19 protein-coding genes and 1 tRNA gene are annotated in these 25,494 nt (G+C 61.9%); 17 read left to right on the top strand and 3 right to left on the bottom strand.

Features of this window, described 5'->3' with window-relative positions; translation table 11 throughout:
- The 10 genes from tuf (AC3FLX_RS32665) to rpoC all read left to right on the top strand — a co-directional run bounded on the left by tuf (AC3FLX_RS32665) (position 1) and on the right by rpoC (position 13,908).
- The gene (gene tuf / locus AC3FLX_RS32665; protein WP_144200257.1) at positions 1 to 1,191 is read left to right on the top strand and encodes an elongation factor Tu; all 1,191 of its coding nucleotides are present in this window, start codon (positions 1 to 3) and stop codon (positions 1,189 to 1,191) included.
- Positions 1,192 to 1,278: 87 nt separating this feature from the next.
- Positions 1,279 to 1,354, top strand: a tRNA-Trp gene (locus AC3FLX_RS32660).
- A gap of 59 nt (positions 1,355 to 1,413) precedes the next feature.
- On the top strand, positions 1,414 to 1,794 hold the full coding sequence (gene secE, locus AC3FLX_RS32655; protein ID WP_066734350.1) for a preprotein translocase subunit SecE: 381 nt from the start codon (positions 1,414 to 1,416) through the stop codon (positions 1,792 to 1,794).
- 10 nt (positions 1,795 to 1,804) lie between these two features.
- A complete protein-coding gene (gene nusG / locus AC3FLX_RS32650) occupies positions 1,805 to 2,386 on the top strand; it encodes a transcription termination/antitermination protein NusG (RefSeq protein ID WP_008649197.1) in 582 nt (193 codons plus the stop codon).
- Positions 2,387 to 2,551: 165 nt separating this feature from the next.
- Positions 2,552 to 2,983, top strand: coding sequence for a 50S ribosomal protein L11 (gene rplK / locus AC3FLX_RS32645; protein ID WP_006162338.1), 432 nt, complete (start codon positions 2,552 to 2,554; stop codon positions 2,981 to 2,983).
- Positions 2,984 to 3,679, top strand: a complete 696-nt coding sequence (gene rplA, locus AC3FLX_RS32640; RefSeq protein ID WP_488701446.1) for a 50S ribosomal protein L1 — start codon at positions 2,984 to 2,986, stop codon at positions 3,677 to 3,679.
- Between the two features lie 368 nt (positions 3,680 to 4,047).
- Entirely contained in the window at positions 4,048 to 4,569 is a 522-nt protein-coding gene (rplJ, locus tag AC3FLX_RS32635) for a 50S ribosomal protein L10 (protein WP_488701445.1), read from the top strand.
- A gap of 60 nt (positions 4,570 to 4,629) precedes the next feature.
- Positions 4,630 to 5,004 carry a 50S ribosomal protein L7/L12 gene (rplL, locus tag AC3FLX_RS32630; protein WP_488701444.1) on the top strand — a complete coding sequence of 125 codons (375 nt, stop codon included), beginning with the start codon at positions 4,630 to 4,632 and terminating at the stop codon, positions 5,002 to 5,004.
- 437 nt (positions 5,005 to 5,441) lie between these two features.
- Positions 5,442 to 9,548, top strand: coding sequence for a DNA-directed RNA polymerase subunit beta (gene rpoB, locus AC3FLX_RS32625; protein WP_488701443.1), 4,107 nt, complete (start codon positions 5,442 to 5,444; stop codon positions 9,546 to 9,548).
- 118 nt (positions 9,549 to 9,666) lie between these two features.
- Complete coding sequence (gene rpoC / locus AC3FLX_RS32620) at positions 9,667 to 13,908, top strand: DNA-directed RNA polymerase subunit beta' (RefSeq protein ID WP_488701442.1); 4,242 nt, start codon at positions 9,667 to 9,669, stop codon at positions 13,906 to 13,908.
- Between the two features lie 90 nt (positions 13,909 to 13,998).
- On the opposite strand, the gene AC3FLX_RS32615 is transcribed toward rpoC, so the two are convergent.
- Positions 13,999 to 14,811, bottom strand: a complete 813-nt coding sequence (locus tag AC3FLX_RS32615; protein WP_488701441.1) for a 3-hydroxyacyl-ACP dehydratase FabZ family protein — start codon at positions 14,809 to 14,811, stop codon at positions 13,999 to 14,001.
- A gap of 292 nt (positions 14,812 to 15,103) precedes the next feature.
- On the opposite strand from AC3FLX_RS32615, the gene AC3FLX_RS32610 reads away from it, so the two are divergent.
- Positions 15,104 to 16,675 carry a cytochrome D1 domain-containing protein gene (locus AC3FLX_RS32610; RefSeq protein ID WP_488701440.1) on the top strand — a complete coding sequence of 524 codons (1,572 nt, stop codon included), beginning with the start codon at positions 15,104 to 15,106 and terminating at the stop codon, positions 16,673 to 16,675.
- A gap of 11 nt (positions 16,676 to 16,686) precedes the next feature.
- Positions 16,687 to 17,040 carry a c-type cytochrome gene (locus AC3FLX_RS32605; protein ID WP_488701439.1) on the top strand — a complete coding sequence of 118 codons (354 nt, stop codon included), beginning with the start codon at positions 16,687 to 16,689 and terminating at the stop codon, positions 17,038 to 17,040.
- A 4-nt stretch (positions 17,041 to 17,044) separates the two neighbouring features.
- Here the strand turns inward: AC3FLX_RS32605 and AC3FLX_RS32600 are convergent, their stop codons facing one another.
- A complete protein-coding gene (locus tag AC3FLX_RS32600) occupies positions 17,045 to 17,617 on the bottom strand; it encodes an aminotransferase class I/II-fold pyridoxal phosphate-dependent enzyme (RefSeq protein WP_488701437.1) in 573 nt (190 codons plus the stop codon).
- Positions 17,518 to 18,567, bottom strand: a complete 1,050-nt coding sequence (locus AC3FLX_RS32595) for an aminotransferase-like domain-containing protein (protein WP_488701436.1) — start codon at positions 18,565 to 18,567, stop codon at positions 17,518 to 17,520. Before AC3FLX_RS32595 ends, AC3FLX_RS32600 begins: the two co-directional genes overlap by 100 nt.
- A 202-nt stretch (positions 18,568 to 18,769) precedes the next feature.
- Between AC3FLX_RS32595 and recQ the strand changes: the two genes are divergently transcribed.
- The 5 genes from recQ to tuf (AC3FLX_RS32570) form a co-directional block, all read left to right on the top strand.
- Positions 18,770 to 20,623 carry a DNA helicase RecQ gene (gene recQ, locus AC3FLX_RS32590; RefSeq protein ID WP_488701435.1) on the top strand — a complete coding sequence of 618 codons (1,854 nt, stop codon included), beginning with the start codon at positions 18,770 to 18,772 and terminating at the stop codon, positions 20,621 to 20,623.
- 319 nt (positions 20,624 to 20,942) lie between these two features.
- Entirely contained in the window at positions 20,943 to 21,320 is a 378-nt protein-coding gene (rpsL, locus tag AC3FLX_RS32585; protein WP_006576501.1) for a 30S ribosomal protein S12, read from the top strand.
- 208 nt (positions 21,321 to 21,528) lie between these two features.
- Positions 21,529 to 21,999, top strand: coding sequence for a 30S ribosomal protein S7 (gene rpsG / locus AC3FLX_RS32580; protein ID WP_008649176.1), 471 nt, complete (start codon positions 21,529 to 21,531; stop codon positions 21,997 to 21,999).
- Between the two features lie 118 nt (positions 22,000 to 22,117).
- On the top strand, positions 22,118 to 24,226 hold the full coding sequence (gene fusA, locus AC3FLX_RS32575; RefSeq protein WP_488701434.1) for an elongation factor G: 2,109 nt from the start codon (positions 22,118 to 22,120) through the stop codon (positions 24,224 to 24,226).
- 79 nt (positions 24,227 to 24,305) lie between these two features.
- A partial coding sequence (gene tuf, locus AC3FLX_RS32570) for an elongation factor Tu (protein WP_144200257.1) occupies positions 24,306 to 25,494 on the top strand: 1,189 nt, incomplete at its 3' end.

Raw genomic sequence — 25,494 nt, 5'->3', positions numbered from 1 at the left:
ATGGCAAAGGAAAAGTTCGAGCGGACCAAGCCGCACGTGAACGTAGGTACGATTGGTCACGTTGACCACGGCAAGACGACGCTGACGGCAGCGATTGCCACGGTGCTGGCTGCGAAGTTCGGCGGCGCCGCCAAGAAGTACGACGAGATCGACGCAGCGCCGGAAGAAAAGGCACGCGGTATCACGATCAACACCGCGCACGTGGAATACGAAACGGCTAACCGCCACTACGCCCACGTTGACTGCCCGGGCCACGCTGACTATGTGAAGAACATGATCACGGGCGCTGCGCAGATGGACGGCGCAATCCTGGTGTGCTCGGCCGCTGACGGCCCGATGCCGCAAACGCGCGAGCACATCCTGCTGGCCCGTCAGGTTGGCGTGCCTTACATCATCGTGTTCCTGAACAAGTGCGACATGGTGGACGACGCCGAGCTGCTCGAGCTGGTGGAAATGGAAGTGCGCGAGCTGCTGTCGAAGTACGACTTCCCGGGCGACGACACGCCGATCATCAAGGGTTCGGCCAAGCTGGCGCTGGAAGGCGACAAGGGCGAGCTGGGTGAAGTGGCAATCATGAACCTGGCCGACGCGCTGGACACGTACATCCCGACGCCGGAGCGCGCTGTGGACGGTACGTTCCTGATGCCGGTGGAAGACGTGTTCTCGATCTCGGGCCGCGGTACCGTGGTGACCGGTCGTATCGAGCGTGGCGTGGTGAAGGTCGGTGAAGAAATCGAAATCGTGGGTATCCGCCCGACGGTGAAGACGACTTGCACGGGCGTGGAAATGTTCCGCAAGCTGCTGGACCAAGGTCAAGCTGGCGACAACGTGGGTCTGCTGCTGCGCGGCACGAAGCGCGAAGACGTGGAGCGTGGTCAAGTTCTGTGCAAGCCGGGCTCGATCAAGCCGCACACCCACTTCACTGGTGAGGTGTACATTCTGTCGAAGGACGAAGGTGGTCGTCACACGCCGTTCTTCAACAACTACCGCCCGCAGTTCTACTTCCGTACGACCGACGTGACTGGCTCGATCGAGCTGCCGAAGGACAAGGAAATGGTCATGCCGGGTGACAACGTGTCGATCACCGTCAAGCTGATCGCCCCGATCGCCATGGAAGAAGGTCTGCGCTTCGCAATCCGCGAAGGCGGCCGTACCGTCGGCGCCGGCGTTGTGGCAAAGATCCTCGACTGATTTTCAGGTCGAACTGGCGAACGCGATACCAACCTGTCGCGTTCGTTTGCCAGAGGGGCTGGCGTAAAGCTGGCCCACAGTTGTTTTAGGGGTATAGCTCAACTGGCAGAGCGTCGGTCTCCAAAACCGAAGGTTGGGGGTTCGATTCCCTCTGCCCCTGCCAAATCAATCAGCCGCGTCGCGAGGAAAACTCGTGACGCGGCTTAGTCTCGTTTGCGAAACATGGCTAATCCCAATGTCGAAACCGTAGGCGCCTCGAGCGGCAAGTGGATGCTCGTGGTGGCGGTACTCCTGGTAGTTGCCGGAGTCATCGGTTTCTACGCTCTGGCTCAGCAGCCGTCGTATGTACGTGGCGCCGCGCTTTTTGCTGGCCTCGCACTCGGCGTCGTGGTGGCGCTTGTCTCCGCGCCGGGCAAGGACTTTGTGGGTTTTGCGCGTGAGTCGTACCGGGAAGTTCGCAAGGTCGTTTGGCCGACGCGCAAGGAAGCCGGTCAGATGACGGGCCTCGTGTTCGCCTTCGTGGTGATCATGGCGCTGTTCCTGTGGTCGGCCGACAAGCTCATCGAGTGGGTGATTTTCTCGCTCGTGCTGGGCTGGAAATAAGAGGTAGCACATGACGGATAACGCTCAGCAGGAAACCACGGCCGCAGAATCGCCATCGTCGAAAAAGCGCTGGTACGTGGTGCACGCCTACTCCGGCATGGAAAAGAGCGTGCAGCGCGCGCTGCAGGAGCGCATCGAGCGCGCCGAGATGCAGGACAAGTTTGGCCGCATCCTGGTGCCCTCCGAAGAAGTCGTCGAGATCAAGGGCGGCCACAAGTCTGTGACCGAGCGTCGTTTCTTCCCTGGCTATGTGCTGGTGGAAATGGAAATGACCGACGAGACGTGGCATCTGGTGAAGAACACCAGCAAGGTGACCGGTTTCGTAGGCGGTGCACGTAACCGTCCGAGTCCGATTTCCCAGCGGGAAGTCGACAAGATCATGACCCAGATGCAGGAAGGGGTCGAGAAGCCGCGTCCCAAGACGCTGTTCGAAGTGGGCGAGATGGTCCGCGTCAAGGACGGCCCGTTCACCGACTTCAACGGCAACGTCGAAGAAGTGAACTACGAAAAGTCGCGCCTGCGCGTGACGGTCACGATCTTCGGGCGTGCAACGCCGGTCGAACTCGAGTTTGGCCAGGTCGAGAAGGTTTAAGGATTTTTGAACGCCGTAGCCCGTCAGGGTGGCGGCGGACAGATAGGGCAGTCCACAAGGACTGCCTGAAGAGGAGCGTGAGGTCATGCCCCGCATGACGATAGCGCGTTACGACTCAACAGGATCTGAATTCCGAAACAGGAACGGATCCGGATTGGAGTAAAGATGGCCAAGAAGATTATTGGCTTTATCAAGCTGCAGATTCCGGCTGGTAAGGCAAATCCCTCCCCGCCCGTTGGTCCCGCACTGGGTCAGCGCGGTCTGAACATCATGGAGTTCTGCAAGGCGTTCAACGCCCAGACCCAGGGTATGGAACCTGGTCTGCCGGTGCCGGTGGTGATTACCGCCTTCGCCGACAAGAGCTTCACGTTCGTGATGAAGTCGCCGCCGGCAACCGTGCTGATCAAGAAGGCAGCCGGTCTGACCAAGGGTTCGGCCAAGCCGCATACCGACAAGGTTGGCAAGATCACCCGCGCCCAGGCTGAAGAAATCGCCAAGGCAAAGAATGCCGATCTCACCGCTGCTGACCTCGACGCCGCTGTGCGTACGATCGCTGGTTCGGCGCGTTCGATGGGCATCACCGTGGAGGGTCTGTAAATGGCTAAGGTTTCCAAGCGCGTCGCCGCCAACAAGGCGAAGATCGAGCGTACCAAGTTCTACCCGATCGACGAGGCCCTGAGCCTGGTCAAGAGCTGCGCTTCGGCAAAGTTCGACGAGTCGATCGACGTTGCCGTGCAACTGGGCATCGACGCGAAGAAGTCGGACCAGGTCGTGCGTGGCTCCGTCGTTCTGCCGGCTGGTACCGGCAAGAGCGTCCGTGTGGCCGTGTTCGCCCAGGGCGACAAGGCTGAAGCCGCCAAGGCCGCTGGCGCTGACGTCGTCGGTATGGAAGACCTGGCCGAGCAAGTGAAGGCCGGTAACCTCAATTTCGACGTCGTGATCGCTTCGCCGGACACGATGCGTATCGTCGGTACGCTGGGCCAGATCCTGGGCCCGCGTGGCCTGATGCCGAACCCGAAGGTTGGCACCGTGACGCCGGACGTCGCCCAGGCAGTGAAGAACGCCAAGGCTGGTCAGGTGCAATTCCGTGTCGACAAGGCCGGTATCATCCACGCCACCATCGGCCGTCGCTCGTTCGAAGACACCGCGCTGAAGAGCAACCTGAGCGCGCTGCTGGACGCACTGGTCAAGGCCAAGCCGGCAACGAGCAAGGGTGTGTACCTGCGCAAGATCGCCGTCTCGTCCACGATGGGCGTTGGCGTTCGCGTCGAACAGACCTCGCTGGCAGCCTAAGGCTGACGGCAACCACCTGACCGGGACCCGATAACACCGGCCAGGGAAAAAATTGAGGATCGCGGCATTGCCGTGATCGTCGCAAGGCTTTGGGCAGTGGCATTCGCCGGCGCATGACGCCAGGCAGGTGCCGCTGGTTATCAAAGACCGCTGGTGTTCACACCGCCTCTGGCAGCGTGGGCTTAATCGGTCGGCACATGCGGGGCTTGCCCCGATGGCAGCCGGCCTGCCAGCGCAGATGGCGCACCCGAAGGGATTGATGACGCCGGAGCAATCCGGTCGATTCGGGCCAATCGGACGCCGTTCGTTTGGACTGATGCGTGACGCGCCGGGTAACCGGAGCATTCGCATCGTTTTGGAGCTTAACCGTGCCACTCAATATTGAAGATAAGAAGGCCGTCGTTGCTGAGGTTTCGGCGCAAGTCGCCAAGGCCCAGACCATCGTCGTGGCCGAATATCGCGGCATCACGGTTGGCGATCTGACCAAGCTGCGTGCCACCGCTCGTCAGCAAGGCGTTTACCTGCGCGTTCTGAAGAACACGCTGGCTCGCCGTGCCGTCGAAGGTACGTCGTTTGCAGGCCTCGCAGAGCAAATGACCGGTCCGCTGATCTACGGTATTTCCGAAGATGCAGTGGCCTCGGCCAAGGTTCTGAACGACTTTGCCAAGACCAACGACAAGTTGGTCCTGCGCGCAGGGTCGTACAACGGCAGCGTGCTTGATGCCAACGGCGTAAAGGCCCTGGCTTCGATCCCGAGCCGCGAAGAACTGATCGCTCAGCTGCTTGGCGTGATGCAAGCGCCGGTGTCGGGCTTCGCCCGTCTGCTGGCCGCACTGGCTGCCAAGAACGCCGAAGGCGCTCCCGCGGAAGCGGAAGCCCCGGCCGCCTAAGCTGCCGCATAGACAGATCGCAATACCGATCCCGAATCAAATCTAGTAGGAGTAATCCAAATGGCAATCACTAAAGACGACATCCTGGAAGCCGTTGGCGCGATGTCCGTGATGGAACTGAACGACCTGGTCAAGGCGTTCGAAGAGAAGTTTGGCGTGTCGGCTGCAGCCATGGCTGTGGCTGCTGCCCCGGGCGCTGGCGGTGCTGCCGCTGTTGAAGAAAAGACCGAGTTCAACGTGATTCTGGCCGAAGTTGGCGCCAACAAGGTTGGCGTGATCAAGGCCGTGCGCGAAATCACCGGTCTGGGTCTGAAGGAAGCCAAGGACCTGGTCGATGGCGCACCGAAGCCCGTGAAGGAAGGCGTGGACAAGGCCGCTGCCGACGAAGCCAAGAAGAAGCTGGAAGACGCCGGCGCCAAGGTCGACGTCAAGTAAGTGGTACCTCGCGTGCCTCTGTGGCACGCGACAGGGGCTGGCAAAGGGAAATTCCCGGCGCCAGCCTTTTTGCGCTTCTGCAGGGTGTGTTCAATGGGGCACCTTGGCCGAGGGCAGACCGGTCCGGATGGGCGAGAAGTGAAGTAGGATATGCTTGGCGAGCGACAATCGATCGCTGCCTTAGCAGAAGCCAAACATCAGTGGCACACTAGGTGGTTGCTGATGTTTGTCTTCTGAACCGACTGCAGAAGACAAGTTTGGTCGGGTGTCCCCCGGACGTGTGCAGGCATTGCGCCGTGCAATGACCACACCGTCCGCAGCGTGCGGGCACCGTCAGCCAGAGGTTGGTAGCGGCCAACCGCCAAATCCCCTCCCAGTCGCTGAACACCTCAGGTGCCGGCCAGGTCCAGCCAGCCCTGCGATGATTCGGAGATCCCATGGCGTACAGCTTCACCGAAAAGAAGCGCATTCGCAAATCGTTTGCGAAGCGTGCGACGGTTCATCAGGTTCCATTCCTGCTTGCCACACAGATTGAATCCTACACCCAGTTTTTGCAAGCGGAAACGCCGCCCGCGCGTCGCAAGAGCGAGGGGCTGCAGGCCGCTTTCAACGCGATTTTCCCGATTTCATCCCATAACGGGCTCGCCCGTATGGAGTTTGTCTCGTATCACCTGTCCAACCCGCCGTTCGACGTCAAGGAATGCCAGCAGCGTGGCCTGACGTTCCACTCGGCGCTGCGTGCAAAGGTTCGCCTGATCATCAACGATCGCGAGAACCCGGGCAAGGTGAAGGAAGTAAAGGAACAGGAAGTCTACATGGGCGAAATTCCGCTCATGACGTCGACCGGTTCTTTCGTGATTAACGGCACCGAGCGTGTCATCGTTAGCCAGCTGCACCGTTCGCCGGGCGTGTTCTTCGAGCACGACAAGGGCAAGACGCACAGCTCGGGCAAGCTGCTGTTCTCGGCACGGATTATTCCGTACCGCGGTTCGTGGCTCGACTTCGAATTCGATCCGAAGGACATCCTGTACTTCCGCGTCGACCGCCGCCGCAAGATGCCGGTGACGATCCTGCTGAAGTCGATCGGCCTGACGCCGGAACAGATCCTGGCTCACTTCTTCGTGTTCGACAACTTCACGCTGCAGACCGAAGGCGCGCAACTCGAGTTCGTGCCGGAACGCCTGCGCGGTGAAGTCGCGCGCTTCGACATCGCCGACAAGAACGGCCGCGTCGTCGTGGAGAAGGACAAGCGGATCAACGCCAAGCACATCCGTGACCTGGACACCGCCGGCACCAAGCTGATCAGCGTGCCCGAAGACTACCTGCTGGGCCGCGTGCTGGCGAAGAACATCATCGATCCGGATACCGGTGAAGTGATCGCCAACGCCAACGACGAGCTGACCGAAACGCTGCTGGAAAACCTGCGCGAAGCCGGTGTCAAGCAGATCCAGACGCTGTACACGAACGATCTGGACCAAGGTCCGTACATCTCGCAGACGCTGCGCGTGGACGATACCGCCGACCAGACGGCCGCGCGTATCGCCATCTACCGCATGATGCGTCCGGGCGAGCCGCCCACCGAGGACGCCGTGGAAGCGCTGTTCCAGCGCCTGTTCTACAGCGAAGAGTCGTATGACCTGTCGCGCGTTGGCCGTATGAAGGTCAACAGCCGTCTGTCGCGCCCGAGTGGCGAAGGCAGCATGGTGCTGCAGGACGAGGACATCCTCGAGACGATCAAGATCCTGGTGAACCTGCGTAACGGCAAGGGCGAAGTCGACGATATCGATCACCTGGGCAACCGTCGTGTGCGTTGCGTCGGCGAACTGGCCGAAAACCAGTTCCGCGCCGGTCTGTCGCGCGTGGAGCGCGCCGTCAAGGAGCGTCTGGGCCAGGCCGAGACCGAGAACCTGATGCCGCACGACCTGATCAACTCGAAGCCGATTTCGTCGGCCATCCGCGAGTTCTTCGGTTCGTCGCAGCTGTCGCAGTTCATGGACCAGACCAACCCGCTGTCGGAAATCACCCACAAGCGCCGTGTTTCGGCACTTGGCCCGGGCGGTCTGACGCGCGAGCGCGCCGGCTTTGAAGTTCGTGACGTGCACCCGACCCACTACGGCCGTGTGTGCCCGATCGAAACGCCGGAAGGTCCGAACATTGGTCTGATCAACTCGCTGGCACTGTATGCCCGCCTGAACGAATACGGCTTCCTGGAAACGCCGTACCGCAAGGTGGAAAACAGCAAGCTGACCGCCCAGGTGGACTACCTGTCGGCCATCGAAGAAGGCAAGTACGTGGTGGCCCAGGCCAACGCGACCGTCGACGGCGAAGGCAACCTGACCGATGAACTGGTGTCCGCCCGTGAAGGCTCGGAGCGTGAAACCCGTATGGTCACGCCGGACCGCGTTCAGTACATCGACGTGGCGCCGTCGCAGATCGTGTCGGCCGCGGCTTCGCTGGTGCCGTTCCTTGAGCACGATGATGCAAACCGTGCACTGATGGGCGCGAACATGCAGCGTCAGGCCGTGCCTTGCCTGCGTCCGGACAAGCCGCTCGTCGGCACCGGCGTCGAGCGTACCGTGGCCGTTGACTCGGGCACGGCCGTTCAGGCGATGCGTGGCGGCGTGGTGGACTACGTCGACGCAATGCGTGTGGTGATTCGTGTGAACGACGACGAAGCCGTGGCCGGCGAAGTTGGCGTGGACATCTACAACCTGATCAAGTACACGCGTTCGAACCAGAACACCAACATCAACCAGCGTCCGATGGTGAAGGTTGGCGATATCGTTGCCCGCAACGACGTGATCGCCGACGGCGCCTCGACCGACCTGGGCGAACTGGCTCTGGGCCAGAACATGCTGGTGGCGTTCATGCCGTGGAACGGCTACAACTTCGAGGATTCGATCCTGATCTCGGAGCGTGTGGTTGCCGAAGACCGCTATACCTCGATCCACATCGAGGAACTGTCGGTCGTGGCCCGTGACACCAAGCTCGGACCTGAAGAAATCACGCGCGACATCTCGAACCTGGCCGAAGCGCAACTGGCGCGTCTGGACGAGTCGGGCATCACGTACATCGGCGCCGAAGTGGAAGCCGGTGACGTGCTGGTGGGCAAGGTCACGCCGAAGGGCGAGACCCAGCTGACGCCGGAAGAGAAGCTGCTGCGCGCGATCTTCGGTGAGAAGGCGTCGGACGTGAAGGACACGTCGCTGCGCGTGCCCTCGGGCATGAGCGGTATCGTGATCGACGTGCAGGTCTTCACGCGTGAAGGCGTGACGCGCGACAAGCGCGCCCAGTCGATCATCGACGACGAACTGAAGCGCTACCGCCTGGACCTGAACGACCAGCTGCGTATCGTGGAAGGCGATGCATTCCAGCGTCTGGAGCGTCTGCTGCTCGACAAGACCGTCAACGGCGGTCCGAAGAAGCTGGCCAAGGGTGCCAAGCTGACCCGCGAATACCTGGCCGACCTGGACAAGTATCACTGGTTCGACATCCGTCCGGCCGACGAAGAAGTGGCAGCCCAGCTGGAAGCCGTGAAGGAAGCCATCGAACAGAAGCGTCACGAGTTCGACCTGGCCTTCGAAGAGAAGCGCAAGAAGCTCACGCAGGGCGACGAACTGCCGCCGGGCGTGATCAAGATGGTCAAGGTGTACCTGGCTGTGAAGCGTCGTCTGCAGCCTGGCGACAAGATGGCCGGCCGTCACGGTAACAAGGGTGTGGTGTCGAAGATCGTTCCGATCGAAGACATGCCGTACATGGCCGACGGTACGCCGGCGGACATCGTGCTGAACCCGCTGGGCGTGCCTTCGCGGATGAACGTGGGTCAGATTCTTGAAACCCACCTGGGCTGGGCCGCGCGCGGTCTGGGCCAGCGTATCGGCGACATGCTCAAGGCTTCGGCCAAGGCGCAGGAACTCCGTCCGCTGCTCGCGCAGATCTACAACGAGAGCGGCAAGGCGGAAGATCTGGACAGCCTGTCCGACGCCGAAGTGCTGGAGCTGGCTGGCAACCTGAAGAAGGGTGTGCCGTTCGCAACGCCGGTGTTCGATGGTGCGCACGAAGACGAAATCCGCCGCATGCTCGACCTGGCCTACCCGGACGAGATCGCCAAGGAGCGCGGCCTGACCGCATCGAAGCAGCAGGTCACGCTGCACGACGGCCGCACCGGCGAAGCGTTCGAGCGTCCGGTCACGCTGGGTGTGATGCACATGCTGAAGCTGCACCACCTTGTGGACGACAAGATGCACGCCCGTTCCACCGGTCCGTACTCGCTGGTGACGCAGCAGCCGCTGGGCGGTAAGGCCCAGTTCGGTGGCCAGCGTTTCGGTGAGATGGAAGTGTGGGCACTGGAAGCCTACGGCGCGTCGTACGTGCTGCAGGAAATGCTGACGGTCAAGTCCGATGACGTGAACGGCCGTACCAAGGTGTACGAAAACATCGTCAAGGGCGAGCACTCGATCGATGCCGGCATGCCGGAGTCGTTCAACGTGCTGGTGAAGGAAATCCGCTCGCTGGGTATCGACATCGATCTGGATCGTTACTGATCTCAGGTTTGAGACGAGTGCCGGCGATGACCCGGCACTCACCAGCGAAGGTTTCCCACAGGATTGAATGCCGCTGCCCCGGACAGACTCCGGGCCGGCGGCGAAACAAGGAGTTGCAATGAAAGCATTGCTCGATCTCTTTAAGCAGGTTCAGCAGGAAGAGCAGTTCGACGCGATCAAGATCGGCCTGGCTTCGCCAGAGAAGATCCGCTCGTGGTCGTATGGCGAGGTGAAGAAGCCGGAAACGATCAACTACCGCACGTTCAAGCCGGAACGCGATGGTCTGTTCTGCGCCAAGATCTTTGGCCCGATCAAGGACTACGAGTGCCTGTGCGGCAAGTACAAGCGCCTGAAGCACCGTGGCGTGATCTGCGAGAAGTGCGGCGTGGAAGTGACGCTGGCCAAGGTGCGCCGTGAGCGCATGGGCCACATCGAGCTGGCCGCTCCGACCGCGCACATCTGGTTCCTGAAGTCGCTGCCGTCGCGTCTGGGCATGGTGCTCGACATGACGCTGCGCGACATCGAGCGCGTGCTGTACTTCGAAGCGTTCGTGGTGCTGGAACCCGGCATGACCCCGCTCAAGAAGAGCCAGATCATGTCGGAAGACGACTACATCGCGAAGTGCGATGAGTACGGCGAAGGCGAATTCGTGGCCATGATGGGTGCCGAGGGCATCCGTGAACTGCTGCGCGGTATCGACATCGAGAAGCAGATCGAACAGATCCGCGCCGAGCTGCAGGCTACCGGTTCCGAAGCCAAGATCAAGAAGTTCGCCAAGCGCCTGAAGGTGCTGGAGGCGTTCCAGCGTTCGGGCATCAAGCCCGAGTGGATGATCCTGGAAGTGCTGCCGGTGCTGCCGCCCGAACTGCGTCCGCTGGTTCCGCTCGATGGCGGCCGTTTCGCCACGTCGGACCTGAACGACCTGTATCGCCGCGTCATCAACCGTAACAACCGTCTGAAGCGCCTGCTGGAACTGAAGGCCCCTGAAATCATCGTGCGCAACGAAAAGCGCATGCTGCAGGAAGCCGTCGACTCGCTGCTGGACAACGGTCGCCGCGGCAAGGCGATGACCGGCGCCAACAAGCGTCCGCTGAAGTCGCTGGCCGAAATGATCAAGGGTAAGGGCGGTCGTTTCCGTCAGAACCTGCTGGGCAAGCGCGTTGACTACTCGGGCCGTTCGGTGATCGTGGTGGGCCCGACGCTGAAGCTGCATCAGTGCGGTCTGCCCAAGCTGATGGCGCTGGAGCTGTTCAAGCCGTTCATTTTCCACAAGCTGGAAACGATGGGCATCGCCACCACCATCAAGGCGGCGAAGAAGGAAGTGGAAAGCCAGACGCCGGTGGTGTGGGACATCCTCGAAGAGGTGATCCGCGAGCACCCGGTGATGCTGAACCGCGCGCCGACGCTGCACCGTCTGGGTATCCAGGCGTTCGAGCCGGTGCTGATCGAAGGTAAGGCCATCCAGCTGCACCCGCTGGTTTGCGCGGCATTCAACGCCGACTTCGACGGTGACCAGATGGCCGTTCACGTGCCGCTGTCGCTGGAAGCGCAGATGGAAGCCCGCACGCTGATGCTGGCGTCGAACAACGTGCTGTTCCCGGCCAACGGCGATCCGTCGATCGTGCCGTCGCAGGACGTTGTGCTGGGTCTGTACTACACGACCCGCGACAAGATCAACGGCAAGGGCGAAGGCATGACGTTCGCTGATATCAGCGAAGTCATCCGTGCTTACGAGAACAAGGAAGTCGAACTCGCTTCGCGCGTGAACGTGCGGATCACCGAGTACGAACTCGTGAACAAGGATGCCGCCGGCGACGCCCGTTTCGCACCCAAGATCACGCTGCAGGCCACCACGGTCGGCCGCGCGATCCTGTCCGAGATCCTGCCGAAGGGCCTGCCGTTCTCGGTGCTGAACAAGCCGCTGAAGAAGAAGGAAATCTCGCGCCTGATCAACACGGCGTTCCGCAAGTGCGGTCTACGCGAAACCGTGATCTTCGCTGACAAGCTGCTGCAGTCGGGTTTCCGCCTGGCTACGCGCGCCGGTATCTCGATCGCCATCGACGACATGCTGGTGCCGCCGCAGAAGGAGAAGATCATCTCCGACGCGGCTGCCAAGGTGAAGGAATACGACAAGCAGTACATGTCGGGTCTGGTGACCGATCAGGAGCGTTATAACAACGTCGTGGACATCTGGGGTGCCGCTGGTGACCAGGTGGGCAAGGCGATGATGGAGCAGCTTCAGCACGAAGACGTGGTCGATCGCACGGGCGCTACCGTCAAGCAAGAATCGTTCAACTCGATCTACATGATGGCGGACTCGGGTGCTCGCGGTAGCGCGGCACAGATTCGTCAGCTGGCTGGTATGCGTGGCCTGATGGCCAAGCCGGATGGCTCGATCATTGAAACGCCGATTACGGCGAACTTCCGTGAAGGCCTGAACGTTCTGCAGTACTTCATCTCGACCCACGGTGCCCGTAAGGGTCTGGCCGATACGGCACTGAAGACCGCGAACTCGGGTTACCTGACCCGTCGTCTGGTCGACGTGACGCAGGATCTGGTCGTGGTGGAAGACGATTGCGGTACTACCAACGGCGTGGCCATGAAGGCCCTGGTCGAAGGCGGTGAAGTGATCGAAGCCCTGCGCGACCGTATTCTCGGCCGTGTGACGGTGGGCGACGTGGTCAATCCTGAAACCCAGGAAACCGCGATCGAATCCGGCACGCTGCTGGACGAAGACCTGGTCGAGCTGATCGACAGCATCGGCGTGGACGAAGTCAAGGTCCGCACGCCGCTGTCGTGCGACACGCGCTACGGCCTGTGCGCCATGTGCTACGGCCGTGACCTCGGCCGCGGCGTACTGGTGAACTCGGGCGAAGCTGTCGGTGTGATCGCTGCACAGTCGATCGGTGAGCCGGGTACCCAGCTGACCATGCGTACGTTCCACATCGGTGGTGCGGCATCGCGTGCGGCAGTGGCATCGAGCGTGGAAGCCAAGGCCACCGGCACGGTGCGCTTCACGGTGACCATGCGCTACGTGACGAACGCCAAGGGCGAACTGATCGTGATCTCGCGTTCGGGCGAGGCACTGATCACGGACGACCACGGCCGCGAGCGCGAGCGCCACAAGATCCCGTACGGCGCCACGCTGCTGGTGCAGGACGGCCAGGCCATCAAGGCTGGTACGCAGCTGGCCACGTGGGACGCGCTGACTCGTCCGATCGTTTCCGAGTACTCGGGCACGATCAAGTTCGAGAACGTGGAAGAAGGCGTGACCGTCGCCAAGCAGATGGACGAAGTCACGGGCCTGTCGACCCTCGTGGTGATCGACGCCAAGCGCCGTACGGCTGCCACCAAGGGCCTGCGCCCGCAGGTGAAGCTGCTCGACGCGAACAACCAGGAAGTCAAGATTCCGGGCACGGACCACTCCGTGACCATCGGCTTCCAGGTGGGCGCGCTGATTACCGTGAAGGATGGTCAGCAGGTGCACGTGGGTGAAGTGCTGGCACGTATCCCGACCGAATCGCAGAAGACCCGCGACATTACCGGTGGTCTGCCGCGTGTGGCCGAGCTGTTCGAAGCCCGTTCGCCGAAGGACGCCGCCGTGCTGGCGGAAGTCACCGGTACGGTGTCGTTCGGCAAGGACACGAAGGGCAAGCAGCGCCTAGTGATTACGGACCTGGACGGCAACGCCCACGAGTTCCTGATCGCGAAGGAAAAGCAGGTGCTGGTGCACGACGGCCAGGTGGTGAACAAGGGCGAAATGATTGTGGAAGGTCCGGCGGACCCGCACGACATCCTGCGCCTGAAGGGCATCGAAGAGCTGGCGCACTACATCGTGGACGAAGTGCAGGACGTGTACCGTCTGCAGGGCGTGAAGATCAACGACAAGCACATCGAAGTGATTGTTCGTCAGATGCTGCGCCGCGTGCAGATCCAGGAAGTGGGCGACACCAAGTTCATCCCGGGTGAACAGGTGGAGCGTTCGGAACTGCTCGACGAAAACGATCGCGTGATCGCCGATGGCAAGCGTCCGGCAATCCACGAGAACCTGCTGCTGGGTATTACCAAGGCGTCGCTGTCGACCGACAGCTTCATCTCGGCGGCATCGTTCCAGGAAACCACGCGCGTGCTGACCGAAGCCGCGATCATGGGCAAGACCGACGACCTGCGTGGTCTGAAGGAAAACGTGATTGTGGGTCGTCTGATCCCGGCCGGTACCGGCCTGGCCTACCACCGTGCCCGCAAGGCACGCGAGGCAGCCGAGCGCGAACGCGCCCAGGCGATCAGCGACGAAGAGCAATCGCTCTTCATCGAGCCGCCGGTTGTGCAAGCGACCGAAGGCGAAGGCGACGCAGTCTGATCGCGATCCTCGCAGTACCGCAGTAATCAAAAACCCGGCTCGAAAGAGCCGGGTTTTTTTTTCGTCCGTGGATTGCCTCCGGTCCTTCTGTCAGGCCACCTCAGGCTGCTGCGGCGCAATCATGACCACAAGACTACCCACCTCGATCACCGGCTCATCGCCAATCAGGATGTTGCCGCCGAACACCACCATGTTGGATCGAAGCCGCTCGATCCTGACATCGAGCGTGAGAGCCGTGTCGTACGGAATCGGTCGGTGCAGCGTCACATCGCGCATCAGTCCCACCAGCGCGTGCGTGGGTACGCCGCCTTGCTGGCTCAGATAGAACAGTGTGACGCCGGCCTGCCCGAAGGACTCGATTGCCAGCGTGGCCGGATAGTCCTGCGGTGGCTGGCGCCCGAGTAGCGGGGATTCGCGGTTGACGATCTTGGTGGCTACGATGTGCTCGCCCGGTTTGTATGTCGACACCGTATCGAGCAACAGGAACGGATAGCGATGCGGTAACAGGCGGGCGATGTCGCGGTGAGCCAGTGCCGGGGCATCTGCGCTAGTGGGCGGGGCGGATGGCTGCGCAGCATCGATGCAGCCAGCGCGGCACACGATGGTTGCCCGGACGCGCGCATCGCCGCCCACGCTGGCAACGGCCTCGCATGTCATATCGCCATCGGTGGGTTCCTGGAGCGTGACCTCCAGAACGACCATGTCGCCAGGCACCACCACGCCAAGATATTGCACGCGCTTGACGGCGGCCACCCGGGCAGCTTGGCCTCGCGTATTGCTGGCAAGCTCGGCGGCCATTGTCAGCATGCGATCGAGCGTCAGCGCGCCCGGATACACCGGATTGCCGGGATAGTGCCCGAGCGCGAACAGATCGCTGCCGCTGATGAAGACGGCTTCGCGCAAGACGGGACTGGAAGTGGTTACTGCTGTGGGAGCGGGGCTCGGTGCGGGCGTGGACATACGAATGACGTGGTCGTAGATCGACTGATCCTAGAGCAACGCAGCCTTACGCCATTTGCGCTATCGCAAGTCCAGGCGGACTCACAAAGAGGGGTGGTTAGCCCGTGTCTGCATTGCGTCGCTGCCGCGAAACCGTACCCATCAGAATTCCTGTTTCATCCCCTGCGCACGCGTATGGGCAGTGGCAAATTGATCGCATTGTTGATTGCCAGCCTACCCACGGAGGCCCCGGACAATGCTTGCCAGAACGATCGTCACCACAACACTTGCCACCGCGCTCACCGCCGGTTCGGGCGCATTGTGCGCCATGACCGCCGAGGCCCTGCAGCGTGCCGACGCGCTATACCAGGCCAACTGCGCGGTATGCCACTCAGCCAGCCGCGGCGGCTACGTGGGGCCGGCGCTGCATAAGGACCGCCTTGTCCAGAGCGAGGCCGCGTTGCGCGGCACGATCATGACGGGCATCCCCGATACGCTGATGCCGCCGTTCCATTCGCGCATGCAGGACGAGGACATCCGGCTGGTGTCGCAGTACATCCGGACCCAGCCAGTGGGTCGCCCGGAATGGTCGATGGAGCAGGTTCGCGGCACCCTCCAGGTGCTGGTCGACGAGAAGCCGCTTCCGTCAAAGCCGGTCTACGGGATCGACTCGGTCTACGACCTGATGGTGGTCATGGCTCGTGGACGCTACGGGCGCGGAACCGGTGCCGATAACGCGAAGACGGTCTTCCTCGACGGCAGGACCAACAAGGTGGTCGGCGAAATCGCCACGCCGATCGCACCGCACATCATGGAGTTCAGCCCGGTCAACGAGCGATGGGCCTGGCTGAAGAGTGACGATGGCTACGTCTACAAGATCGACCTGTACTCGCTGAAGGTTGTGCGGAAGATCAAGACGGGCTTGACGGGCCCGGGCATAGCCGTGTCGAACGACGGCAAGTGGCTGGCTGCGAGTTCGTTCGTGCCCAACCTTGTCGTCATCCTGAAGGCCGATACGCTGGAGCCCGTGAAGTACCTGCGGCTCGAGGGCAAGGACCCCGATGGCAAATTCATCCAGTCGGCGGGCGGGCCTGTCATCGGCAGCCGCATCAACAACAAGTTTGCGCTGACATTGCGCCAGGCTGGCCAGATCTGGATCGTGGACCCGGATCGCCAGGGTATGCCGGTGACAAAGCTGGAAGGGGTTGGCCGCATGCTGCACGACACGTTCCTGACGCCGGACGGACGGTACTCGATGGTGGCGTCCTACGATGACAACAAGATCGTGGCTATTGACCTCAAGGAAGACAAAGTGGTACGCGATATCCCGGCGGGCTGCCAGCCACATGTCGGCTCCGGCGCCGTGACCCCGGTGGGCGGAAGGATGCTGGCGTTTGGAACCAACATCGGGCAGTGCGAAAAGGGCGACGTGGTCACGGTATGGGATACACGCGACTTCTCGGTGGTGAAGAACATCCCGGTGGCTGGGCCCACCGAGTCGCCAGCGGCTCACCCCGATGCTCCGTACGTGGCCGTCGATATCGTCACCAAGGACAAGAAGGCGTCGCAAATCCAGCTTATCGACAAGCAATCGCTCGAAGTGGTGCGCACGCTTGATGCAGGCGGTCATGCGTTCTTCCCGGAGTACACCCGTGACGGGAAGTACCTCTACGTCAGCGCCGGATACTACGGAGATCGGCTGCGGGTGTACGACAGCAAGACACTTGCCCTGGTGGCCGAGCACAAGATGGAAAGCCCCGCCGGCATCTTTTCGCGCGCCCGCACGCAGTGGATTTCGGTGGGCCTGCCGCCGACGCGAAAGAACTGAGGAGACGAGCCATGATCAAGCGTCGATGGATCTATCTGCTTGTACCGCTCGCCCTGTTGGGCGCAACGGCGACCGCGCATGCGGCGTCAGGCGGTGCGGCTGAAAAGGTCGTGCAAAAGCCGGCCGATCAACTGACGGCCATCCTGCCGCTTTGCGCCTCGTGCCACGGCATCGATGGCATCAGCAGCGTCGGCCTGTATCCCAACCTCGCCGGACAGAAGCCCGAATACCTGGCCAAGCAACTGCGCGACTTCAAGGCGGGGCTGCGGGAAGATGCCGTGATGCGTCCGATGGCTGAGCCGCTGGATGACGCATCGATCGATGCGTTGTCGCGGCACTTCGGAACGATGTCCGGTGCGCGCTGAGGTATCACGCTGCCACGCCGGCCGGCTCGCCTGAGCCGGGCTTGAGCCGGCAGCTTTCCACCGCCAGCTTGAGCCTGGCCATCGCCGCCTGGATCTGATCGACGCTCTGCGATGCATAGCCAAGTAGCAGTACGCGGTTGCCCGATGCGGGAATATGCGCGCAGGCGGCGTCGTCCATCGGATACAGTCTGACGCCGTGGACCAACGCATGATGCGCAATGTCGGCGGCACATGGTTCGCCGGGCGGCAAGTGCAGCGCCACGTGCATGCCCGTACCGGTTCCGCTGACTTGAACGTCGCCTCCCCATAGTTCATGCAGGCCGTCGAGCAGTGCATCGCGCTGCGCACGATAGCGGCAACGCAGCCGGTAAAGATGCCGGCTGTAGTCGCCATACTCGAAAAGGCGTGCAAGCACGGCCTGTTCGAGCCAGGGGCATCCATGATTCAGCAGTGCCTTGCGACGGGCGATTGCGTCGGTCAGCCATAGGGGACATGCCATGAATCCGAGCCGCAGCCCTGGTCCAAGCACTTTCGAGAACGACCCGACGTAGACGACGCGAGTGGGATCGAGTGCCATGAGCGGCGGCATTGGTGCGTTGTCATAGGCGAAGTCGCATAGTCGTCTTCGATCACACAGGCGCCGACGTCGGCAGCCCAGTCCAGCAACGCGCGGCGCCGGTCCATCGACATGGTGTAGCCAAGCGGGTACTGGTGCGATGGCGTGGTGTATGCCAACTGCACGGGCGTATGCGGCAACGCATCTGTGCGAAGCCCGTCCGCATCGACCGGAACAGGAATGCGCACTGCGTGCTTGAGGTGGGGCAGATTGCAGAAGCCTGCATAGCCGGGCGACTCCATCACGACGTGGTCGCCGTGATGGACGAGCTGAGCGGCAAGCAGGTGCAGCGCCTCCTGGACGCCGGCGACGATCAGTATCTGCGCCGGGTCGACCGAAAGCGCACGGGTCGCGGCCAGGTAGTCGGCAATCTGCATGCGCAGGCCCCAGAGGCCTTCCGCCGGCGTGTACTCACTGATCGCGTGACCCATCTGGCGCAGCAAAGGGTTTGACAGCATGGCCCAGCGCCGGACCGGAAACGCATCGGGAGCGGGGCGTCCGATCTTGAAGTCGAAGGTCACGGGAAGACTTGGCGGTGCGGCGTGGACACCAGGCGGCGACACCGATGCGCCCGCGCGTGACGAGCGCGGCAGTGGCGCATCCGGTCCCGGCGCGTCCCCCACGGTTGCGGGCAACGAGGATGCGCGTGGAATGGCCTCCGCGATATAGAAGCCTCGTCCCGGCTCCCCTCGCAACAGTCCCGCGTCGGTCAGACCTTCGTAGGCCCCGACCACTGTGTTCCGTGAGACGCGCAGCATTGCCACCATGCACGCAATCGACGGTAGCCGATCGCCGCTTTGCAACCGTCCGGAGACGATCAGTTGCTCGATCTGGCGCATGATCTGCCGCTTGTACGGTTCCGATCCATCGCGCGCGACCACGATCGGCAGGGAAAACGAATGGCGCTGCATGTTGTGGTGGTGTGGGGACCTTGCCTCATGCTAGGGCGGGCTCACCATTCAGTGATTTGTGCTGGCGCAAATTTGCGGGAGAGTGCGGCGGATTCTCACGTGACGATTGGCGTGCGTGCCACAAAGGAGCGGGTAATCGAGTCCTGCCGGGCATGCAGTGGTATGGTTACGCCTTTCCTGGCTTTCCGAATCCCGCAGTCTCATGTCGCGCGCCCTGGCGATCCTCAAAGAAGTCTTCGGCTACCACGCCTTTCGTGGCAGGCAGGGGGAGATCATCGACCACGTGGCGGAGGGTGGCGATTGCCTGGTGCTGATGCCTACCGGCGGCGGCAAGTCGCTCTGCTACCAGATTCCCGCTTTGCTCCGTCAGCAGGCCGGTCATGGCGTCGGCATTGTGGTGTCGCCGCTGATCGCGCTGATGCAGGACCAGGTCGCCGCGTTGACCGAGGCCGGGGTCCGGGCCGCCGTGCTCAATTCCACGCTTAGTGGCAGCGAGGCCTCGGCTGTCGAGCGCGATCTGCTGGCTGGCCGGCTGGACGTCCTCTATGTGGCGCCCGAGCGGCTGATGACGCCGCGCTTCCTGGACTTGCTCGACCGCACTCGCGTGGGTTTGTTTGCCATCGACGAAGCGCACTGCGTGTCGCAGTGGGGCCATGATTTCCGGCCGGAATACATCCAGCTGTCCGTGCTGCATGAGCGCTTTCCGAATGTGCCGCGTATCGCGCTTACCGCGACTGCCGATTCGCTGACGCGCAACGAAATCATCGAGCGGCTGGCGCTGGACGATGCGCGCGTCTTCATTTCGAGCTTCGATCGTCCGAACATCCGCTACCGCATCGTGGAGAAGGACAACGCGCGGAACCAGCTGCTGGCCTTTATCAAGGCGGAGCACATGAATGGCGACGGCGGCCACGACAGCGGCATCGTCTATTGCCTGTCGCGCAAGAAGGTCGAGGACACCGCGCAATGGCTGGCTGGCCACGGCATCAACGCGTTGGCCTACCACGCGGGCATGGATGCCCAGGTGCGGCAACACCATCAGGCCCGTTTCCGGGAGGAAGAGGGCATTGTGATGGTGGCTACGATTGCGTTCGGTATGGGAATCGACAAGCCGGATGTGCGGTTCGTGGCGCACCTCGACCTGCCCAAAAGCATGGAAGGCTACTATCAGGAGACCGGCCGCGCCGGGCGCGATGGGTTGCCGGCCAATGCCTGGATGGCCTATGGACTGGGCGATGTCGTGCAGCAGAAGCGCATGATCGATGAATCGGAAGCCGACGATGCGCACAAGCGTGTGTCGTCGTCCAAGCTCGATGCCCTGCTGGGTTTGTGCGAGACGGCGGGCTGCCGCCGCGTACGAATCCTGGCCTATTTCGAAGAGACCGCCGAACCTTGCGGCAACTGCGACACCTGCCTGGAGCCTCCGTCCACCTGGGACGGCACGCGTGAGGCGCAGATGGCGCTGTCATGCGTGTATCGCACGGCACAGACCAGCCGCGTGCATTTTGGGGCGACGCACCTGATCGAGGTGCTGCGCGGCAGCACCAACGAGAAGGTTCGCCAGTGGGGCCATGACAAGGTGTCGACCTTCGGGATCGGCAAGGATCTTTCGGTTGCGGAGTGGCACGCCATCTTCCGGCAACTGATCGCCAACGGCCTGCTGGTCATCGATCACGGCGGCCACGGCGCGCTGCTGCTTGGCGAACCGGCGCGAGCGGTGCTGAAGGGCGAGCAGTCGATCACGTTGCGGCGCCAGATCAGCAAGCCGGGCAAGTCCGGCGAACGCGCGGGACGCGGCGGCGGTGCCCGCACGGACCATACCGCCACGATGGACGCCGACACGCTGGCCAACTGGGAAGCGCTGCGACGCTGGCGCACGGCGACGGCAAAGTCGCATGGCGTGCCCGCCTATGTGATCTTCCACGATGCCACGCTGGCCGAACTGGCACGCAGCGCGCCCGAATCGCTTGACGAACTGGCGGAGGTGCCCGGAATCGGTGCGTCCAAGCTAGAGCGCTATGGCGACGAAATTCTCGAAACGCTGCGCGAGGTCTGAGGCCGGCGAGCCTTCCGCGGTCCTATAACGTATACGGCGCGTATACCCCTTGACCGTTGCCAATGTGGCTGCTAGAGTGCCAGATTCGAGTTTTTGGCTTCGGATTTCGCTCGTCCCTTGGATTTGTGGCGCTTCAGGTGCTCAGCCCAGGCAGTACGACAGCGGGATCCCGGCGAGCTCGCGCTCTTTGGCAAGTCTGTCACTTCACAGCCCTTCCTCCAGAGCGTCCGCTCACCTTTCCCGCGCCCAAAACCCGTTGTTGCCCCTTGGTCAGATGCTGGCGAAGGGGTGTTTTTGTAAAACCAAGCTGGATTGAACAATGCCAACTATCAACCAACTGGTTCGCAAGCCGCGTGTCTCTGAAGTCATCAAGAGCAAGAGCCCCGCACTTGAGAACTGCCCGCAGCGTCGCGGCGTGTGCACCCGCGTGTACACCACGACGCCGAAGAAGCCGAACTCGGCACTGCGTAAGGTCGCCAAGGTGCGCCTGACCAACGGTTTCGAAGTCATTTCGTATATCGGCGGTGAAGGCCACAACCTGCAGGAACACTCGGTCGTGCTGATCCGCGGCGGCCGTGTGAAGGATCTGCCGGGTGTGCGTTACCACATCGTCCGTGGTTCGCTGGATCTGCAAGGCGTGAAGGACCGCAAGCAGGCCCGTTCGAAGTACGGTGCGAAGCGTCCGAAGGCTGCCTAAGCTTCTACGCAAAGCAATATCCGACAGCCGTGACCAAACGTCATGGAGCTGTCACCAGGCGGCGGTACAACGGAGCGTTTTTTGTGCGCCGTGCCGTCGAGTAAGTGGTCACCCGGCGAATTTGCCCAGTCAGTTACTGGCAAGCTAGTTGGTGGCCGGAGAGCGGAAATATTCAGACCGCCTCTCAACTGAATCTTAAGGAAAGAAGATGCCACGTCGTCGTGAAGTCCCCAAGCGGGAAGTTCTGCCTGATCCGAAGTTCGGCAATGTTGAAGTTGCCAAGTTCATGAACGTGCTGATGCTGGACGGCAAGAAGTCGGTTGCCGAACGTATCGTTTATGGCGCGTTCGACCAGATCGAAAAGAAGGCAGGCAAGGCCCCCATCGAAGTGTTCTCCGTTGCCATCAACAACGTGAAGCCGGTGGTGGAAGTGAAGAGCCGTCGCGTGGGCGGCGCCAACTATCAGGTTCCGGTCGAAGTCCGTCCGTCGCGTCGTTTGGCATTGGCGATGCGTTGGCTGCGCGAGGCCGCGAAAAAACGCAGCGAGAAGTCGATGGCGCTGCGCCTGGCAGGTGAGCTGCTGGAAGCTGCAGAAGGCCGTGGTGGCGCAATGAAGAAGCGCGACGAAGTACACCGCATGGCCGAAGCCAACAAGGCGTTCTCGCACTTCCGCTTCTAAGGCGCGCGAAAAACGCTGTTGGTTGCCGGGCGGGCTGTGTTTTCACACATCTCGCCCGTTTGTGTTAAAGGCGCAGGTCATGAGATTTCTGCGCCTCATGGACGAATAGAGGATTAAAGTGGCTCGTAAGACTCCTATTGAGCGCTACCGTAACATCGGTATTTCGGCTCACATTGACGCGGGTAAAACCACCACGACCGAGCGGATCCTGTTCTACACCGGTGTGAACCACAAGATCGGTGAAGTGCATGATGGCGCGGCCACCATGGACTGGATGGAGCAGGAGCAGGAGCGCGGCATCACCATCACGTCTGCTGCGACCACCGCCTTCTGGAAGGGCATGGGCGGCAACTACCCCGAGCACCGCTTCAACATCATCGACACCCCGGGCCACGTGGACTTCACCATCGAGGTGGAGCGTTCCATGCGCGTGCTGGACGGCGCGTGCATGGTGTACTGCGCAGTGGGTGGCGTGCAGCCGCAGTCGGAAACCGTTTGGCGTCAGGCCAACAAGTACGGCGTGCCGCGTCTGGCGTTCGTCAACAAGATGGACCGTACCGGCGCGAACTTCTTCAAGGTCTACGAGCAGCTGAAGACTCGCCTGAAGGCCAACCCGGTGCCCGTCGTGGTGCCGATCGGCGCTGAAGACGGCTTCCAGGGCGTCGTCGATCTGCTGGAAATGAAGGCGATCATTTGGGACGAAGCCAGCCAGGGCGTGAAGTTCGAATACCAGGACATCCCGGCCGAGCTGCAAGCTACCGCTGACGAATGGCGCGAGAAGATGGTCGAGTCCGCCGCCGAAGCCAGCGAAGAGCTGATGGAAAAGTACCTGGGCGGCGAAGAGCTGACCCGCGCCGAGATCGTCAAGGCGCTGCGTGACCGTACCATCGCCTGCGAAATCCAGCCGATGCTGTGCGGCACCGCGTTCAAGAACAAGGGCGTGCAGCGTATGCTCGACGCCGTGATCGACTTCCTGCCGTCGCCGGTCGATATCCCGCCGGTCAAGGGCGTGGACGAAAGCGACGACGAGAAGAAGCTCGAGCGCAAGGCTGACGACAACGAGAAGTTCTCGGCGCTGGCGTTCAAGATCATGACCGACCCGTTCGTTGGTCAGCTGATCTTCTTCCGCGTGTACTCGGGCAAGATCAATTCGGGCGACACCGTGTACAACCCGGTGAAGCAGAAGAAGGAGCGTCTGGGCCGTATTCTGCAGATGCACGCCAACCAGCGCGAAGAAATCAAGGAAGTGCTGGCCGGCGACATCGCCGCCGCGGTGGGCCTGAAGGACGCCACCACGGGCGATACGCTGTGCGATCCGGCTGCCCCGATCGTGCTCGAGCGCATGGTGTTCCCGGAGCCGGTGATCTCGCAGGCTGTCGAGCCGAAGACCAAGGCCGACCAGGAAAAGATGGGCATCGCCCTGAACCGCCTGGCCGCCGAAGATCCGTCGTTCCGCGTGCGTACCGATGAAGAATCGGGTCAGACCATCATTTCGGGTATGGGCGAACTGCACCTGGAAATTCTGGTCGACCGGATGAAGCGTGAATTCAACGTGGAAGCCAACATCGGCGCGCCGCAGGTTGCCTACCGCGAAACCATTCGCAAGAAGGCCGAGGACGTCGAAGGCAAGTTCGTCAAGCAGTCGGGCGGCCGCGGCCAGTACGGTCACGCTGTGATCACGCTGGAACCGCAAGAGCCGGGCAAGGGCTTCGAGTTCGTCGACGCCATCAAGGGCGGTGTGATTCCTCGCGAATACATCCCGGCGGTCGAAAAGGGTATCGTCGACACGCTGCCGGCCGGTATTCTGGCTGGCTTCCCGGTGGTGGACGTGAAGGTCACGCTGACGTTCGGTTCGTACCACGACGTGGACTCGAACGAAAACGCGTTCCGTATGGCTGGCTCGATGGCTTTCAAGGAAGCCATGCGCAAGGCCAGCCCGGTTCTGCTCGAGCCGATGATGGCCGTGGAAGTGGAAACGCCGGAAGACTACACGGGTACCGTGATGGGCGACTTGTCGTCCCGCCGCGGCATCGTGCAGGGCATGGACGACATGGTTGGCGGCGGCAAGATCATCAAGGCCGAAGTCCCGCTGTCGGAAATGTTCGGTTATTCCACGTCGCTGCGCTCGGCCACGCAAGGTCGCGCCACGTACACGATGGAATTCAAGCACTACGCTGAAGCACCGAAGAACATCGCCGAAGCCGTGATGACGGCCAAGGGCAAGTAATAAAAGCTTCGCCGCCATGCGAGACCCGCGTGGCGGCGCAATGAATCGAATCACACTGAATTCCATTAGGAGCTGAAACATGGCAAAGGAAAAGTTCGAGCGGACCAAGCCGCACGTGAACGTAGGTACGATTGGTCACGTTGACCACGGCAAGACGACGCTGACGGCAGCGATTGCCACGGTGCTGGCTGCGAAGTTCGGCGGCGCCGCCAAGAAGTACGACGAGATCGACGCAGCGCCGGAAGAAAAGGCACGCGGTATCACGATCAACACCGCGCACGTGGAATACGAAACGGCTAACCGCCACTACGCCCACGTTGACTGCCCGGGCCACGCTGACTATGTGAAGAACATGATCACGGGCGCTGCGCAGATGGACGGCGCAATCCTGGTGTGCTCGGCCGCTGACGGCCCGATGCCGCAAACGCGCGAGCACATCCTGCTGGCCCGTCAGGTTGGCGTGCCTTACATCATCGTGTTCCTGAACAAGTGCGACATGGTGGACGACGCCGAGCTGCTCGAGCTGGTGGAAATGGAAGTGCGCGAGCTGCTGTCGAAGTACGACTTCCCGGGCGACGACACGCCGATCATCAAGGGTTCGGCCAAGCTGGCGCTGGAAGGCGACAAGGGCGAGCTGGGTGAAGTGGCAATCATGAACCTGGCCGACGCGCTGGACACGTACATCCCGACGCCGGAGCGCGCTGTGGACGGTACGTTCCTGATGCCGGTGGAAGACGTGTTCTCGATCTCGGGCCGCGGTACCGTGGTGACCGGTCGTATCGAGCGTGGCGTGGTGAAGGTCGGTGAAGAAATCGAAATCGTGGGTATCCGCCCGACGGTGAAGACGACTTGCACGGGCGTGGAAATGTTCCGCAAGCTGCTGGACCAAGGTCAAGCTGGCGACAACGTGGGTCTGCTGCTGCGCGGCACGAAGCGCGAAGACGTGGAGCGTGGTCAAGTTCTGTGCAAGCCGGGCTCGATCAAGCCGCACACCCACTTCACTGGTGAGGTGTACATTCTGTCGAAGGACGAAGGTGGTCGTCACACGCCGTTCTTCAACAACTACCGCCCGCAGTTCTACTTCCGTACGACCGACGTGACTGGCTCGATCGAGCTGCCGAAGGACAAGGAAATGGTCATGCCGGGTGACAACGTGTCGATCACCGTCAAGCTGATCGCCCCGATCGCCATGGAAGAAGGTCTGCGCTTCGCAATCCGCGAAGGCGGCCGTACCGTCGGCGCCGGCGTTGTGGCAAAGATCCTCGACT

The organism is Cupriavidus sp. 291-E7, assembly GCF_057798835.1.
The sequence above is the reverse complement of the archived record's forward strand: the minus strand, read 5'-3'. Positions and strand labels throughout refer to the sequence as shown.

What these genes read in the sequence shown, in the direction of transcription:
- rplL (WP_488701444.1), top strand. Translation starts at nt 4,630, where the DNA reads ATGGCAATCACTAAAGACGACATCCTGGAAGCCGTTGGCGCGATGTCC.
- rplA (WP_488701446.1), top strand. Translation starts at nt 2,984, where the DNA reads ATGGCTAAGGTTTCCAAGCGCGTCGCCGCCAACAAGGCGAAGATCGAG.
- rpsG (WP_008649176.1), top strand. Translation starts at nt 21,529, where the DNA reads ATGCCACGTCGTCGTGAAGTCCCCAAGCGGGAAGTTCTGCCTGATCCG.
- recQ (WP_488701435.1), top strand. Translation starts at nt 18,770, where the DNA reads ATGTCGCGCGCCCTGGCGATCCTCAAAGAAGTCTTCGGCTACCACGCC.
- AC3FLX_RS32605 (WP_488701439.1), top strand. Translation starts at nt 16,687, where the DNA reads ATGATCAAGCGTCGATGGATCTATCTGCTTGTACCGCTCGCCCTGTTG.
- AC3FLX_RS32610 (WP_488701440.1), top strand. Translation starts at nt 15,104, where the DNA reads ATGCTTGCCAGAACGATCGTCACCACAACACTTGCCACCGCGCTCACC.
- rpsL (WP_006576501.1), top strand. Translation starts at nt 20,943, where the DNA reads ATGCCAACTATCAACCAACTGGTTCGCAAGCCGCGTGTCTCTGAAGTC.
- rpoB (WP_488701443.1), top strand. Translation starts at nt 5,442, where the DNA reads ATGGCGTACAGCTTCACCGAAAAGAAGCGCATTCGCAAATCGTTTGCG.
- AC3FLX_RS32600 (WP_488701437.1), bottom strand. Translation starts at nt 17,617, where the DNA reads ATGGCACTCGATCCCACTCGCGTCGTCTACGTCGGGTCGTTCTCGAAA.
- AC3FLX_RS32595 (WP_488701436.1), bottom strand. Translation starts at nt 18,567, where the DNA reads ATGCAGCGCCATTCGTTTTCCCTGCCGATCGTGGTCGCGCGCGATGGA.
- rplK (WP_006162338.1), top strand. Translation starts at nt 2,552, where the DNA reads ATGGCCAAGAAGATTATTGGCTTTATCAAGCTGCAGATTCCGGCTGGT.
- secE (WP_066734350.1), top strand. Translation starts at nt 1,414, where the DNA reads ATGGCTAATCCCAATGTCGAAACCGTAGGCGCCTCGAGCGGCAAGTGG.
- tuf (WP_144200257.1), top strand. Translation starts at nt 1, where the DNA reads ATGGCAAAGGAAAAGTTCGAGCGGACCAAGCCGCACGTGAACGTAGGT.
- rpoC (WP_488701442.1), top strand. Translation starts at nt 9,667, where the DNA reads ATGAAAGCATTGCTCGATCTCTTTAAGCAGGTTCAGCAGGAAGAGCAG.
- nusG (WP_008649197.1), top strand. Translation starts at nt 1,805, where the DNA reads ATGACGGATAACGCTCAGCAGGAAACCACGGCCGCAGAATCGCCATCG.